A 13,603-nucleotide genomic window follows, 5' to 3' on the forward strand; every position below is an offset into this window, starting at 1 on the left:
ATGACGCAAAACGGCCTGCGGCGCAATCAGGCTTTGGGGTGGGCACGACGATAGACCTCCATCAGCCGCGCGGTGTCGACGGCGGTATAGGCCTGCGTCGTGGAAAGCGACGCGTGGCCAAGCAGTTCCTGGATCGCCCGCAGGTCGCCGCCGGCGTTCAGCAGATGAGTGGCAAAGCTGTGGCGCATGGCGTGCGGCGTCACGCTGGCGGGCAGGCCAAGCTGCATGCGGACCTGCTCGACCACCTTCTGCACCGCCCGCGGCCCCAGCGCGCCACCACGTACGCCGCGGAAGACCGCAGCACCCGGCTCGGCGGGGTAGGGGCAAAGCCGCAGGTACACGGCGACGGCCTCGCGCGCCGGCGCGATGACGGGCACGATCCGCTCCTTGCCGCCCTTGCCGATGATCCGCAGCACCTCGCCCAGCGGCAGGTCGGCACCTTTGAGGGCAAGCGCCTCGGATATCCGCAGCCCGCAACCGTAAAGCAGGGTCACCACCGCCTGATCCCGCGCCGCGACCCACGGCTCTTGCGATTGCAGGTCGAGCGTGTCGATCACCCCCTGCGCGGCATCCTCGGCCAGCGGGCGGGGCAGCTTCTTCTGGAACTTGGGCGCCTTCGCCGCCATCACCGTGGTGGCGTCGAAATCCTCGCGCTCGGACAGCCAGCGATAGAAGCTCTTCACCGCCGACAGTTTCCGCGCCAGAGACCGCGCGCCAATCTCCTGCCCGCGGCAGCGCGCCATCCAGCTTCGCATGTCTGACAGGGTGACGGACTTGAGCGCGCCAATGCCCTGCAAGCCGCCCTTGTGCTCTGTCAGGAAGCCCAGGAAGCCCGACACGTCCCGCCGGTAGGCATCAAGCGTGTTGTCCGAGGCGCGCTTCAGCGCCTTCTGCGATTGCAGCCAGCCCTGAAGCGCGGACTGTGCGGCGTCGGAGATCATGACAGCCAGCGGCGCATCGCCCTTTCGAATACGCCGGTGAAAAAGGCCAGCAGGTCGGTGCCCTGCTGCGGGCTGAACTGGTGCGGATCCTCGGCCCCCATGGCCAGCATGCCGGGCAGGCGGCCTTTGCCGAAATCGAGCATCAGGCAGGCCTCCGACCGGATGAACTGCGCCCGCGCGCCATAGATTCGCGCGTCGCCCTCGCTCAACTGCCGCAGGGTGACCTGCCGGGGTTGGCCGGGCCGGCCCGCGGTCAGGTAATCCTCGATGAAACCGGGCTCGGCCACCGACAGCACGTCGCCCAGCTTGCGCACCGCCGGATCCTCGTCATCCTGCACCGTTTCCAGCACCAGCTTGACGCAATCCACCCGCAGGATATCCGCCACCTCGCCGCCGAGGTCGCGCAGGAAGGTCTCGAAATCCGTCGGGTCCAGCATCCGCAGGATGGCGCGATGCACCTGGTTGGTGCCCGACAGGTTCTCGTATGCCGCCGCGATCACGCTGCGATGCGTATCCTCCAGCCGGGCAAGCCGTGCCTCGAGCCGTTCCATCGCGATCCCGCGCAGATCGACGATATTTCCGCCCATCGCGCGCTCGTTGGCCGCGATCAGGGCGCGCATAAGGTCCTGATCCTCAAGGATGACATCGGGTTGCGAGATGATTTTCTCGCGCATCTGGTCGTTCATGGCTGGGCTGCTGCTCATTCCTGCCTCTTTATCTTTTTCGATTTTATAGCACGCCCTACAGGATTTTCTGCCCTGTTTTTTCCCAATCACTCAGGAACGCCTCGAGCCCTTTGTCGGTCAGCGGATGCTGCGCCATTTTCTTGATCACGTCCGGCGGCGCGGTCATCACGTCCGATCCGATGCGCGCGGCCTCGAAGGCGTGATTCACCGTGCGGATCGAAGCGGCGAGGATTTCGGTTTCGAAATCGTAATTGTCATAGATCTGCCGGATATCCGCGATCAGTTGCATCCCGTCGAGGTTGATGTCGTCCAGCCGCCCGATGAACGGGCTGATGAAGCTCGCCCCCGCCTTGGCCGCCAGCAGCGCCTGGTTGGCCGAGAAGCACAGCGTCACGTTGACCATGTGCCCCTCGTTGGTCAGCACGTTGCAGGCCTTCAGCCCGTCCCATGTCAGCGGCACCTTCACGGCGATATTGTCGGCGATCTTGGCCAGCTTGCGGCCTTCCGCGATCATGTCGTCGGCCTTCAGCGCCACCACCTCGGCGCTGACCGGGCCGCTGACGATCTCGGTGATCTCCTTGGTCACCTCGAGGATGTCACGCCCCGATTTCAGGATCAGCGAGGGGTTCGTGGTGACCCCGTCGACGACGCCGAGGTCGTTCAGTTCCTTGATCGCGTCCACATCTGCGGTATCTACGAAAAACTTCATGGCGCACCCTTTCAAGCGGCTTGGGTCTGGTTGGCTTTGCGTTTACCCCATAGATTGATTTGCCGAAACCCTTGAAGGAGCGATTGCGTGGCCGAAGCGCCGGGATTCTTTGCCGAAGGCGAGCTGGTGGGCGTGCTGACCACGCAGCCGCTCGACCGGCTGCTCGACTACAAGGCGCCCGAGGGCGGCTGCCATCCCGGCGCCTTCGTCGAGGTGCCGCTGGGCCCGCGCAAGGTGCTTGGCGTGGTCTGGGGGCCGGGCAAGGGCGATTTCGACGCCTCGAAGATCCGCTCGGTGATCCGGGTGCTCGACGCGGCGCCGATGCGCAAAGAGTTGCAGGCCTTCCTCGAACGGGCCGGCGACTACACGCTCACCTCCATGCCCGCGATGCTGCGGCTGGCCACCCGCGCGCCGGGGCTGGGCGACCCGCCCTCGATGCGCAAGGTCTATCGCCTCGGCGATGCCGAACCCGAGCGCATGACCGATGCCCGCCGCCGGGTGCTCGAGGTCCTGCGCGACTATGGCGGGCTGTCCTTCACGCTCAAGGAACTGGCCGAACAGGCCGGGGTGACCTCCTCGGTGGTCAAGGGCTTGGTGAAGCACGGCGCCGTGCGGGAAGAGGACACGCCGCGCGACGTGCCCTTTCCGACGCTGCAACCCGATATCGCCGGGGTGGACCTGACCGTCGAACAGGCCGAGGCGGTCGAGGTTCTGCAAGAGGGTATCCGTTCCGGCGCCTACGGCACGACGCTGCTGCGAGGGGTGACCGGGTCGGGCAAGACCGAGGTCTATCTCGAAGCCGTGGCCGAAACCCTGCGCCAGCGGCGTCAGGCGCTGGTGCTGCTGCCTGAGATCGCGTTGACCACCGAGTTCCTCACCCGGATCGATGCCCGCTTCGGCGCCCGCCCCGCCGAGTGGCATTCCGGCGCCACGATGACCGAACGCCGACGCATCTGGAAGATGGTGGGGCAGGGCGGCGCGCAGGTCGTCGTCGGCGCCCGGTCGGCCCTGTTCCTGCCTTTCCGCGACCTTGGCCTGATCGTCGTCGACGAAGAACACGACACCTCCTACAAGCAGGAGGACGGCGTGCTCTACAACGCCCGCGACATGGCCGTTCTGCGCGCCAGCCTGTGCGGCGCGCAGGTGGTGCTGGCCTCCGCCACGCCCAGCCTCGAAAGCTGGGCCAATGCCGAGGCGGGCAAGTATCGCCGGCTCGACCTGACCTCCCGCTTTGGCGAGGCGGTGATGCCCGAGATGCGCGCCATCGACATGCGCGCCGAAACCCTGCCGTCACAGCGCTGGGTCTCGCCCACCCTGCAAAAAGCGGTCGAGGCGCGGCTGGCGAAAGGGGAACAGGCGCTCCTGTTCCTCAACCGCCGCGGCTATGCCCCGGTGACGATCTGCCGGGCCTGCGGCCACCAGGTGGGCTGCGACCATTGCGACGCGCGGATGGTCGAGCACCGCTTCCTCAAGCGCCTGATGTGCCACCAGTGCGGCGAGACCAAGCCGATGCCGCAGGTCTGTCCAAGCTGCGGGGCCGAGGACCGTATGGCCGCCGTCGGCCCCGGTGTCGAGCGGATGTCGGAAGAAGCCGCCGCGATTTTCCCCGGCGCCCGCATCGCCACGCTCTCCTCCGATCTTTTTGGCTCGGCCCGCGCATTGAAAGAGCAGATCGCCGAAATCGCCGAGGGCGGGGCCGATATCATCATCGGCACGCAGCTTGTCGCCAAGGGACACAACTTCCCCAACCTCACGCTGGTGGGCGTGATCGACGCCGATCTCGGGCTTCAGGGCTCCGACCTGCGCGCCGCCGAGCGCACCTTCCAGCTCATGCGCCAGGTGGCCGGCCGCGCCGGGCGCACCGACAAGCCCGGCACGGCGCTGCTCCAGACCTTCCAGCCCGAACACCCGGTGATCCGCGCCATCCTGTCGGGCGACGAGGAAGGCTTCTGGGCCGCCGAGGCCGACGAGCGGCGTCAGGCGGGCGTACCCCCCTATGGCCGGATGGCCGGCATCGTCCTCTCCTCGACCGACATGCAGGAAGCCTTCGACATCGGCAACCATCTGGCCCGCAACGATGGCCCCCTGCGCGCCGCCGGCGCACAGGTCTTCGGCCCGGCCCCGGCGCCCATCGCCCGGGTGCGCGGGCGGCACCGGGTGCGGCTGCTGGTCAAGGCCCCCAAGGGTGTGGCGCTGCAAGGTCCGGTGGCGCAATGGGTGGGGCAGGTGCGCGGCTCGAACCAGTTCCGGCTGAGTGTCGATATAGACCCGCAAAGCTTTTATTGATCCACCCCGCTTGACCGGGCGACGGGGCACCCGTCCAATGCGGATATGGAGGATGTCATTGTCATAGGCGCGGGGCCCGCGGGGCTTGCGCTGGGCGCCTGCCTGAAGGGCGAAGGGCTGGCGCCGCTGATCCTTGAACGCGAAGATACCGTTGGCAGCGCATGGCGCCGCCACTACCGGCGGCTCGCGCTGCATACCGACAAGAAACGCTCGTCCCTGCCCGGCCTGCCGTTTCCCGAGGAGGCGCCCCGCTACGTGCCGCGGACCCAGGTTGTCGCCTATCTCGAGCGCTATGCCGAGGCGTTCGGCCTGCACCCCCGCCTTGATGCGGAAGTGGCCAGGGCGGAACCAATGGAAACCGGTTGGCATGTGACGCTGACCACGGGCGAGTCACTCGCCACCCGCGCCCTCGTCTTTGCCACCGGTGTCTCGGAAACCCCGCATTTTGCCACGTGGCCCGGCCTCGACAGCTTCCCCGGCCCGGTCATCCATTCCCGCGCCTACCGCGCGCCCGGTGACCTGCCGGGCGAGCGGGTGCTGGTGGTGGGGTTCGGCAATTCCGGGGGCGAGCTGGCCCTCGACCTGTCCGAGGCCGGCCGCAAGGTCGACATCGCCGTGCGTAGCCCGGTCAATCTGCTCCCGAAGGAGCTGTTCGGGCGGCCCATCGGCAACTGGGAGGTGCTGCAACGCATTTTCCCCTACCGCGTGGCCGACGCGATCACCGCCCCGATCCTGCGCTGGAAGATGGGCGACTATGCCCGCCTCGGCCTGCGCAAGTCCGACAAGGGCCCCATCGCACAGGTGCGCGAGGACGGGCGTATCCCGCTGATCGACATCGGTACGCTCGACCTGATCCGCCGCGGCCGGATAAAGGTACGCCCCGGCCTGTCGCGCATCGAGGGCGCGCTGGTCACGTTCGACGACGACACCAGTGCGCAGTACGACGCGATCCTTCTGGCCACCGGCTACGAGGTCGACCTGCGCCCGATCCTCGGGGCCATGCCGGACGTGCTCGACGAGACCGGCCGCCCCGTCGCCTCGGGCGAACAGCTGGCGCCGGGGCTGTGGTTCTGCTCCTATCACACCGTGCCCAACGGCCAACTCCGCGAAATCTCGCGGCAGGCGCCGGAGATCTCGCGGGCCGTCGCGGCATATCTGTCGGCACGAACGGCCTGACGCACAGGCCATTGTGCGTCAATAGCGCTCGCCATTCCCGGCGCTACGGCGTAAAGCAGCGGCATGACCCGCACCGTCCCCCTTGCCGAAGCCCACAACCTGCCCGTCTGGCGGCGCCCGGTGACGCTTCTCTTCCTGATGGCCGCCGCCATGCCGGTGGCGTTCGCCACGTGGTCGGCGCTGCTCAACAATTTCGTCATCGAGGTGGCGGGATTCGACGGCAAGGATATCGGCTGGCTGCACACGGTGCGCGAAATCCCCGGCTTCCTCGCCATCGGCGTGATCGCCATCATCATCTTCATGCGCGAACAGGTGCTGGGGCTGGTGTCGCTCCTGCTTCTCGGCGTGGCGACGGCGGTGACGGCGTGGTTCCCGAGCCTTGGCGGCATCCTGACCATCACCATGCTCAGCTCGATCGGCTTCCATTATTACGAGACGGTCAACCAATCGCTGCAACTGCAATGGCTCGACAAGCTGCGCGCGCCCAAGATGCTGGGCTGGTTGCTGGCGGCGGGGTCGGCGGCGACGCTGGTGGCCTATGGCCTGATCGTCGCCCTGTGGGAGCCGCTGGGCCTGACCTACAACATCGTCTACCTACTTGCGGGCGGTTTTACCGCGGCCGTGGCGATCTTCTGCATGTTCGCCTATCCGCAGTTCGAGGCGCCCAATCCGCAGATCAAGAAGATGATATTGCGGCGCCGCTACTGGCTCTATTACCTGCTGCAATTCATGGCCGGTGCCCGGCGGCAGATCTTCGTCGTCTTCGCCGGGTTCATGATGGTCGAGAAGTTCGGTTTCGAGGTGCACGAGGTCACGGCGCTGTTCCTGATCAACCTCGTCGCCAACATGATCTTTGCCCCGCTGATGGGCCGGGCGGTGTTCCAGTTCGGCGAGCGTGCCACGCTGATCTTCGAGTATGCCGGGCTGGTGATCGTCTTCCTGGCCTATGGCGGCATCTACTATTTCGGCTGGGGCGTGCTGCTTGCGGCCACCCTTTACGTGGTCGACCACATGCTCTTCGCGCTCGCACTGGCGCTGAAGACCTACTTCCAGAAGATCGCCGATCCGGGCGACATCGCGCCCACCGCTGCCGTCGCCTTCACCATCAACCACATCGCGGCGGTTTTCCTGCCGGCGCTGCTGGGTTATCTGTGGCTCGTCTCGCCCGGGGCGGTGTTCCTGCTGGCGGCCGGCATGGCGGGCACCTCGCTGTTGCTGGCCATGCTGATCCCGCGTCACCCCGAACCGGGGCACGAGACGATCCTGTCGGGCGCGGCCCCCGCCCCGGCCGAGTGACGCACGACAAGGACGAGGCCCCATGCCCACCTACACCGCGCTGACCACCCTGTCCGGCAAGGCCCCCGCCGAGGCGCTGGGCGAGGATCTCGATCGCCTGACGCCCGAGCCCACCGGCATCGGCACGTTCGAGATCGAGGACGGCTCCGGCCTGTGGGAGGTTGGCGCCTATTTCGACGAACAACCCGACGAGGCCGGGCTGGCCGTTCTGGCGGCGATGCATGGCGCCAAGCCCTTCGTCGTGTCAGAACTGCCCGAGGTCGACTGGGTCGCCAAGGTCCGGCGAGAGCTGGTGCCAGTCGAGGCGGGCCGCTTCTTCGTCTATGGCAGTCACGATGCCGACAAGGTGCCGACCGACAGCGTGCCGCTGCTCATCGAGGCGTCGATGGCCTTCGGCACCGGCCACCACGGCACGACGCAGGGCTGCCTGCGGGCACTCGACAAGCTCGCGAATGACGGCTTCACGGCCAGCCGCGTGCTCGACCTCGGCTGCGGCACGGCGGTGCTCGCCATGGGCGCGGCGCGTATCTGGCCGGAGGCCACGATCCTCGCCAGCGACATAGACGAGGTGGCGGTCGAGGTGGCAGAAGCCAACCTTGCGGCAAACGGGCTGAACGGACGGGTCGGTTGTCTCGAGGCCGAAGGGCTCGACCATCCGGGCATCGCCGGGGCCGCGCCCTTCGACCTGATCTTCGCCAACATTCTCAAGGGCCCGCTCATCGCGCTGGCGCCCTCGATCACCGAGGCGCTCGCGCCGGGGGGATTCGTGATTCTCTCCGGCATCCTCAACGAACAGGCCGACGAGGTGATCGCGGTCTATTCGGAGGCTGGAAACAGTCTTTTCGACCGCTCCGAGATTGGTGAATGGACCACGACAGTTTTACGCAAACCTGTCTGAAAAGCAGTGAAAAAGCGGTCTTTTCAAGGCGCGCGCCCAAGTTTCGCCACATTTCCGACCTAGTTCTCGCCGCAATGTGGTGGGGGCCACGTTGAAAGAATACTGGTGCTGTCATGAGTAAATGGTTCGAGAAATCGCGCGGTCTGCAACAGGCGGCCAAATCGCTTCAGGTATGGTCCGCCCGCGACGGGCAGGCTGATACCGGCGACGATGGCGTGATCGTTCTCACCAGCCCCCGACCCGAAGCCGCGATTACCCTCAAGGGGTTCACGCTACTGGTGGCCGGGTTCCTTGCCTTCAAAGGGGTCGTCATTGCGCATCTCGGCCTTGCCGTCTACGCCGAGGCCATTGCGGTGCTCGAACAGGGTTCGATGCTGGAACAGGCCGGCGCCTTCATCATGCGCCCGGATGTCGTCTCGCAGGCCGTCGCGGCCCAGCTTCTCCAGTTCGTTCAGTAAGCTTCGTTCATTATCTCGTACGCCCCGTTCGGGCACACTCTCTCAAAACGAAAAAGCCCTGTGCCGATGGTCCCGGCGCAGGGCTTTCACGTGAGTGGCGGCCCCTCAACGGGGGCTGCGGAACACTCAGAACGTGATCCGGTCGATGTCGCCACGAATCAGGCCGATGTCGTCAAGCTCACGGTCGCTCAGTTGCGACAGCGCCTTGCGGGTCATGCGGGCGTCGTTCCATGCAGCAACGGTGCCGAACAGTTTGAACAGGCCGCCGAAAAGGCCGGCATGCGATGCGGTACGGGTGGTGTCCAGGACAGCCATGGGAGTCTTCCTTCTAAACGCGCGGATTGCGGATATGTGTGATTTATAGAGCGCCAGATAATTGGGCATTCGTACAACAGCAAGCTGGCTTCCTGCATAGTCCATATGCAATTCCTGCAAGGCTCGGGTGGCGGATAAACGCCTGTTAACAAGACGTTTTTGTAAAGGCCGGCCGGCTGACGCTGCGTCGCGGCATGAATCCGACATCCGCCGGTCCGGAAACGCCTCCCTGCCGGGCAGAACCGCAATCCGCTTGGCGTATGTTCCCGTTTCGTGCTATGGGTTCGGGAAACGACAAGAACGGGCAGTGGAACATGCGGGTAGTGGGCATCGACCCCGGGTTGCGAAACCTCGGTTGGGGCGTGATCGACGCGGAGGGCAGTCGCCTGACGCATATTGCCAACGGCGTGTGCAAGTCGCAGGGCGCGGATCTGGCGGAACGGCTTCTTTCCCTGCATCGGCAGCTGACCGAAATCCTCAACCGGTTCTCGCCCCAGGCCGCGGCCGTCGAACAGACCTTCGTCAACAAGGACGGTGCCGGCACGCTCAAGCTGGGGCAGGCCCGTGGCATCGCGATGCTGGTGCCCGCGCAGTTCGGGCTGGCGGTGGGGGAATACGCCCCCAACACGGTCAAGAAGACAGTCGTTGGCGTGGGTCACGCCGACAAGGTCCAGATCGCCCATATGGTGAAGGTGCAACTGCCCGGCGCCGAGATCGCGGGGCCTGATGCCGCCGACGCGCTGGCCATCGCCATCTGCCACGCCCATCACGTGCGAATGCCGGCGATGCGGAGGGTCGGCACATGATCGGGCGCCTTGCCGGCCGGATCGACTATCGCGCCGCCGACCACGTGCTGATCGACGTGCGCGGCGTGGGCTACCTCGTCTATTGCTCCGAGCGAACGCTGCGTGCACTGCCGGCCACGGGTGAGCACGTGGCGCTTTATACCGACCTGCTGGTCCGCGAGGATTTGCTGCAGCTCTATGGTTTTACCACGCTGGCCGAGAAGGAATGGCACCGCTTGCTGATGAGCGTGCAGGGCGTGGGGGCCAAGGCCTCGCTCGCCATTCTCGGCACGCTGGGGCCCGATGGGGTGGGCCGGGCCATAGCGCTGGGCGACTGGAACGCGGTGAAGGCGGCCAAGGGGATCGGGCCGAAGACGGCGCAGCGGGTGGTCAACGAGCTGAAGGACAAGGCGCCGGAAGTGATGGCGATGGCGGCGGTCTCATCCCAGACTGCCCCCGCGCCGGACACCGACGGCGACGTGATCGAACCCGCGATACCTGCTACACCCGCTGCCGCCCCGTCCGGCCCGGGCGCGCAGGCCGAGGCCTTGTCGGCGCTCACCAACCTGGGCTATGCCCCGGGCGAGGCCGCCGGCGCCGTGGCGCAGGCGGCGGGCGACGCGCCCGAGGCCGAGACGGCGGAACTGATCCGCCTGTCGCTCCGCCTGCTGGCGCCGAAAGGGTAGGTAGATGGCACCGCTCACCGGACGTTACAGCCCGTTTCGCGACAAGGCCCCCGCATGACCGGCCCCGACCCCACCCTGCGGCCCGATCCGCTGCCCGAGGATGCCGAGCGCAGCCTGCGTCCGCAGGCGTTGCAGGAGTTCATCGGCCAGCAGGAAGCCAAGGCCAACCTGCGCGTTTTCATCCAATCGGCCCGCCAGCGGGGCGAGGCGATGGATCACACGCTCTTTCACGGGCCCCCAGGTTTGGGCAAGACGACGCTGGCCCAGATCATGGCCAAGGAGCTTGGCGTGGGCTTCCGCATGACCTCTGGCCCGGTGCTGGTCAAGGCGGGCGATCTGGCGGCGATCCTGACCAATCTCGAAGCCAATGACGTGCTGTTTATCGACGAGATCCACCGCCTCAACCCGGCGGTGGAGGAGGTGCTTTATCCGGCGATGGAGGATTTCGAGCTGGACCTCGTGATCGGCGAGGGGCCGGCGGCGCGCACCGTGCGGATCGAGCTGCAGCCCTTCACTCTGGTCGGCGCCACCACGCGGCTGGGCCTGCTGACCACGCCGCTGCGCGACCGGTTCGGCATTCCGACGCGCCTGCAATTCTACACCGAGGACGAATTGCACGAGATCGTCACACGAAATGCCCAGCTGCTCGGTGTGCCCGCCGACAATGACGGCGCGCGCGAGATCGCCCGCCGCTCGCGCGGGACGCCGCGCATCGCCGGGCGCCTGCTGCGCCGGGTGGTGGATTTCGCGGTGGTCGAAGGCGACGGGCATATCACCAAGGCGCTGGCCGACGGGGCGCTTACCCGATTGGGTGTCGACCACCTCGGCCTCGATGGCGCCGACCGGCGCTATCTCGCGTTGATCGCCGAGGCCTACCAGGGCGGGCCGGTCGGCATCGAGACCATGAGTGCGGCGCTGTCGGAAAGCCGGGATGCGCTGGAGGAGGTGATCGAGCCCTTCCTGCTGCAGCAGGGCCTGATCCAGCGCACGCCGCGCGGGCGGATGCTGGCGCAGCGGGGCTGGCGGCACCTGGGGCTCGAGGCGCCGGGGCCGAAGGGGCAGAACGACCTGTTCGGCAAGTGAGATCGCCCGTGCCGGGCGATGCCTTCGGCGAGGATATTTGGAGCCAGAAGAAGCCGGGCGGGATTGCGCCGGGGGGCGCGGCTGCGTAAGTCGGGACCATGGCAGAGACGATGACCCCGCAAGAGATCGAGGCGCTGTTCACCCGCGCTGATGGCAGCTATCTTTTCGCCCGCTGGGGCCGGCCGATCGTGCCGGTGGTGTTCGGGGTCGACGACAAGACGCTTTCCACCGTGAAGGGCGCGATCGAGGCGGTGGTCGGGCTGGCCGGGCACCAGATGGCCGAGACCGACCCGGAGCTGGGCGTCAACTGCATGTTCTTCTTCTTCCGCGACTGGGACGAACTGCTGGAGGTGCCCGATCTCGACCGGCTGATCGAGGGGCTGGAGCCCTTGGTGGCGAAGCTGAAGGAGGCCGATGCCAACCAGTACCGCGTCTTCCGCTTCGACGAGCAGGACGCGATCAAGGCGGCCTTCGTCTTCCTTCGGATGGATTCGGAACTCAGCAGGATCCCCGCCGAAACGCTGGCGCTGGGGCAGGTGGTGCAGACCATCCTGCTGTGGTCGGACACGGCCTTTACCGACAGCTCGCCGCTGGCGCGGGTGCCCGAGGGCGACCGGGTGATCCTGCGGCCGGATATCGCCGGGGTGATCCGGGCGGGTTATGACCCGGTGATGCCGGCGGTCGCGCACGACCCGAGCCATGCGCTCAGGCTGGCGGCAAGGCTCGGGCGGGAGCAGTAGAGGCCGCGGCGATGCGCAGTTTCCTCGCCGTTCCCGTTCCCGAGGAGCAGGCCGAGCCCCTGCTTGACGTGCAGCATGCGCTGGAAGTGGGCCGCCCGGTGCCGCCCGAGAACTGGCATGTCACGCTGGCCTTCCTCGGCAACCAGCCGCAGGACGTGCTGGAGCATCTGCATGACCGGCTTGCCGAACTGGAAGCCCCCGCCTTCGACATGCGCATCGCCGGGGCCGACATCTTCGGCGGCCGCAAGCCCAGCCTGCTTTACGCCGGGGTCGACATGTCGGAGGCGCTCGGCCACCTGCGCAAGAAGGTCCGCCAAGTGGTGCGCAGCGCGGGCATCGACCTGCCCCGCGAACGCTTTCGCCCGCATGTCACGCTGGCGCGGTTCCGCAAGCGGATGACCATGCTGGAAACCCAGCGGATTGCAGGCGTGCTGGAAGCCTGGGGCGATCTGGAGGCCGGGGTGATCCCGGTCGGGCATTTCACCCTGTACCGCTCGATCGCCGGCCCGGATGGTATGATCTACGAGTCGCTGGCCGAATACCCGCTCGGCCAGCGACCCGAAGGTGATTAGCTTTCCCGCTTGATCTCGACCGAGTGCGGATAGGGGATCGAGATGCCGCCCTTGTCGAAGGCTTCCTTCACCGCCTTCGTCATGTCGAACTTGAGGTTCCAGTAATCGGCGGCATTGCACCAAAGGCGCACGCCCAGGTCGACGCTGCTGTCGCCCAGGTTGGTGACCCGCACCCACGGTTCGGGGTCCTCGAAGACGCGCGTGTCGGCCTTCGCGAGATCGAGGATGATCTGCATGGCCTTGTCGGGGTCGTCGGCATAGTCGATGCCGAAGGACAGGTCACAGCGCCGGGTGTCGTGATGGGAATAATTGGTGATGATCGACCCCCACGCCTGGCCGTTGGGCACGATGATCTGCACGTTGTCGGGCGTGACAAGCTCGGTCACGAATAGGTTGATGTCGACGACCGTGCCGGCGGTGCCGCCGATATCGACGAACTGGCCGTTCTTGTAGGGCCGGAACAGGATGATCATGAACCCCGCCGCCAGGTCGCCCAGCGTGCCCTGAAGGGCCAGCCCGATGGCCAGCGTCGCGGCGCCCAGCACGGCGACAAGGCTGGTCGCCTCGATCCCGAACAGGCCGAGGATGGCGGTCAGCACCATCAGCAGGATCACCCACTTGACGATGCTGGCGATGAAATTGCCGATCGTGTTGTCGATCTTGGGGTTGGCATTGACGCGGCGGCGGATCAGCCCGCTGACGGCCCCGGCGACGATCCAGCCGAGGATCAGGACGATGACCGCCTTGACCGCGTTGATCACCAGCGGGGCGTACCCGTTGGCTGTTTCCATGATGCCTTCCATCTGTCCCTCCTGCGATGCCCGTCGGGCCGGGTTGGTACGAAAATTGCATTCCCGACATTGAAATCGTTGCCAGAGCACGAGGGGGAAATAAAGCCCGGGCTGGGCTGACGCCGGAAAATACAGCCGCCGGGGCGCGGAATCGGGTTTCGGGCGCAGAGGTCACGGGTTA

The 13,603-nt window shown here is 66.5% G+C and carries 15 protein-coding genes; 10 read left to right on the top strand and 5 right to left on the bottom strand.

The genetic code is table 11. From position 1 onward, the window contains the following. Positions 1-26: 26 nt before the first annotated feature. From ACO07J_RS15735 to fsa, 3 genes are read right to left on the bottom strand one after another with little or no spacing between them, the layout of a single operon-like run. The gene (locus ACO07J_RS15735; protein ID WP_422030645.1) at positions 27-941 is read right to left on the bottom strand and encodes a tyrosine recombinase XerC; all 915 of its coding nucleotides are present in this window, start codon (positions 939-941) and stop codon (positions 27-29) included. Then, positions 938-1,645 carry a DUF484 family protein gene (locus ACO07J_RS15740; protein WP_422030647.1) on the bottom strand — a complete coding sequence of 236 codons (708 nt, stop codon included), beginning with the start codon at positions 1,643-1,645 and terminating at the stop codon, positions 938-940. Before ACO07J_RS15740 ends, ACO07J_RS15735 begins: the two co-directional genes overlap by 4 nt. 37 nt (positions 1,646-1,682) lie before the next feature. Further along, positions 1,683-2,336, bottom strand: a complete 654-nt coding sequence (fsa, locus tag ACO07J_RS15745; protein ID WP_300896445.1) for a fructose-6-phosphate aldolase — start codon at positions 2,334-2,336, stop codon at positions 1,683-1,685. A gap of 87 nt (positions 2,337-2,423) precedes the next feature. On the opposite strand from fsa, the gene ACO07J_RS15750 reads away from it, so the two are divergent. From ACO07J_RS15750 to ACO07J_RS15770, 5 genes are all read left to right on the top strand, one after another. Beyond that, entirely contained in the window at positions 2,424-4,622 is a 2,199-nt protein-coding gene (locus ACO07J_RS15750) for a primosomal protein N' (RefSeq protein WP_422030649.1), read from the top strand. 45 nt (positions 4,623-4,667) lie between these two features. Further along, positions 4,668-5,798, top strand: a complete 1,131-nt coding sequence (locus ACO07J_RS15755; protein ID WP_422030651.1) for a flavin-containing monooxygenase — start codon at positions 4,668-4,670, stop codon at positions 5,796-5,798. 63 nt (positions 5,799-5,861) lie between these two features. Next, on the top strand, positions 5,862-7,094 hold the full coding sequence (locus ACO07J_RS15760; protein WP_422030653.1) for an MFS transporter: 1,233 nt from the start codon (positions 5,862-5,864) through the stop codon (positions 7,092-7,094). A 22-nt stretch (positions 7,095-7,116) separates the two neighbouring features. Beyond that, the gene (locus ACO07J_RS15765; RefSeq protein WP_422030655.1) at positions 7,117-7,992 is read left to right on the top strand and encodes a 50S ribosomal protein L11 methyltransferase; all 876 of its coding nucleotides are present in this window, start codon (positions 7,117-7,119) and stop codon (positions 7,990-7,992) included. 113 nt (positions 7,993-8,105) lie between these two features. Beyond that, positions 8,106-8,450: a hypothetical protein gene (locus ACO07J_RS15770; protein WP_422030657.1), complete on the top strand. Its 345-nt coding sequence runs from the start codon at positions 8,106-8,108 to the stop codon at positions 8,448-8,450. A 126-nt stretch (positions 8,451-8,576) separates the two neighbouring features. On the opposite strand, the gene ACO07J_RS15775 is transcribed toward ACO07J_RS15770, so the two are convergent. Further along, on the bottom strand, positions 8,577-8,765 hold the full coding sequence (locus ACO07J_RS15775) for a DUF1127 domain-containing protein (RefSeq protein ID WP_422030659.1): 189 nt from the start codon (positions 8,763-8,765) through the stop codon (positions 8,577-8,579). Between the two features lie 314 nt (positions 8,766-9,079). Here ACO07J_RS15775 and ruvC point away from each other — a divergent pair, with 314 nt between their 5' ends. The 5 genes from ruvC to thpR all read left to right on the top strand — a co-directional run bounded on the left by ruvC (position 9,080) and on the right by thpR (position 12,631). After that, positions 9,080-9,571 carry a crossover junction endodeoxyribonuclease RuvC gene (gene ruvC, locus ACO07J_RS15780; RefSeq protein WP_422030901.1) on the top strand — a complete coding sequence of 164 codons (492 nt, stop codon included), beginning with the start codon at positions 9,080-9,082 and terminating at the stop codon, positions 9,569-9,571. Next, the gene (ruvA, locus tag ACO07J_RS15785) at positions 9,568-10,236 is read left to right on the top strand and encodes a Holliday junction branch migration protein RuvA (RefSeq protein ID WP_422030661.1); all 669 of its coding nucleotides are present in this window, start codon (positions 9,568-9,570) and stop codon (positions 10,234-10,236) included. Before ruvC ends, ruvA begins: the two co-directional genes overlap by 4 nt. A gap of 54 nt (positions 10,237-10,290) precedes the next feature. Then, a complete protein-coding gene (gene ruvB, locus ACO07J_RS15790) occupies positions 10,291-11,319 on the top strand; it encodes a Holliday junction branch migration DNA helicase RuvB (protein ID WP_422030663.1) in 1,029 nt (342 codons plus the stop codon). A gap of 110 nt (positions 11,320-11,429) precedes the next feature. Continuing rightward, on the top strand, positions 11,430-12,059 hold the full coding sequence (locus ACO07J_RS15795; RefSeq protein ID WP_422030903.1) for a hypothetical protein: 630 nt from the start codon (positions 11,430-11,432) through the stop codon (positions 12,057-12,059). An 11-nt stretch (positions 12,060-12,070) separates the two neighbouring features. Continuing rightward, on the top strand, positions 12,071-12,631 hold the full coding sequence (gene thpR / locus ACO07J_RS15800; RefSeq protein ID WP_422030665.1) for an RNA 2',3'-cyclic phosphodiesterase: 561 nt from the start codon (positions 12,071-12,073) through the stop codon (positions 12,629-12,631). Here the strand turns inward: thpR and ACO07J_RS15805 are convergent. Next, a complete protein-coding gene (locus tag ACO07J_RS15805) occupies positions 12,628-13,434 on the bottom strand; it encodes a mechanosensitive ion channel family protein (protein ID WP_422030667.1) in 807 nt (268 codons plus the stop codon). The two genes, thpR and ACO07J_RS15805, sit on opposite strands and share 4 nt — an antisense overlap. Between the last annotated feature and the right edge of the window lie 169 nt (positions 13,435-13,603).

Source organism: Roseovarius sp., assembly GCF_965228755.1.
GTDB lineage: Bacteria > Pseudomonadota > Alphaproteobacteria > Rhodobacterales > Rhodobacteraceae > Roseovarius.

Coding starts and splice junctions, on each gene's coding strand:
- ACO07J_RS15775 (WP_422030659.1), bottom strand. CDS start 8,765: ATGGCTGTCCTGGACACCACCCGTACCGCATCGCATGCCGGCCTTTTC.
- ACO07J_RS15795 (WP_422030903.1), top strand. CDS start 11,430: ATGACCCCGCAAGAGATCGAGGCGCTGTTCACCCGCGCTGATGGCAGC.
- ruvC (WP_422030901.1), top strand. CDS start 9,080: ATGCGGGTAGTGGGCATCGACCCCGGGTTGCGAAACCTCGGTTGGGGC.
- thpR (WP_422030665.1), top strand. CDS start 12,071: ATGCGCAGTTTCCTCGCCGTTCCCGTTCCCGAGGAGCAGGCCGAGCCC.
- ACO07J_RS15770 (WP_422030657.1), top strand. CDS start 8,106: ATGAGTAAATGGTTCGAGAAATCGCGCGGTCTGCAACAGGCGGCCAAA.
- ruvB (WP_422030663.1), top strand. CDS start 10,291: ATGACCGGCCCCGACCCCACCCTGCGGCCCGATCCGCTGCCCGAGGAT.
- ACO07J_RS15805 (WP_422030667.1), bottom strand. CDS start 13,434: ATGGAAGGCATCATGGAAACAGCCAACGGGTACGCCCCGCTGGTGATC.
- ACO07J_RS15765 (WP_422030655.1), top strand. CDS start 7,117: ATGCCCACCTACACCGCGCTGACCACCCTGTCCGGCAAGGCCCCCGCC.
- fsa (WP_300896445.1), bottom strand. CDS start 2,336: ATGAAGTTTTTCGTAGATACCGCAGATGTGGACGCGATCAAGGAACTG.
- ACO07J_RS15760 (WP_422030653.1), top strand. CDS start 5,862: ATGACCCGCACCGTCCCCCTTGCCGAAGCCCACAACCTGCCCGTCTGG.
- ruvA (WP_422030661.1), top strand. CDS start 9,568: ATGATCGGGCGCCTTGCCGGCCGGATCGACTATCGCGCCGCCGACCAC.
- ACO07J_RS15755 (WP_422030651.1), top strand. CDS start 4,668: ATGGAGGATGTCATTGTCATAGGCGCGGGGCCCGCGGGGCTTGCGCTG.
- ACO07J_RS15740 (WP_422030647.1), bottom strand. CDS start 1,645: ATGAGCAGCAGCCCAGCCATGAACGACCAGATGCGCGAGAAAATCATC.
- ACO07J_RS15735 (WP_422030645.1), bottom strand. CDS start 941: ATGATCTCCGACGCCGCACAGTCCGCGCTTCAGGGCTGGCTGCAATCG.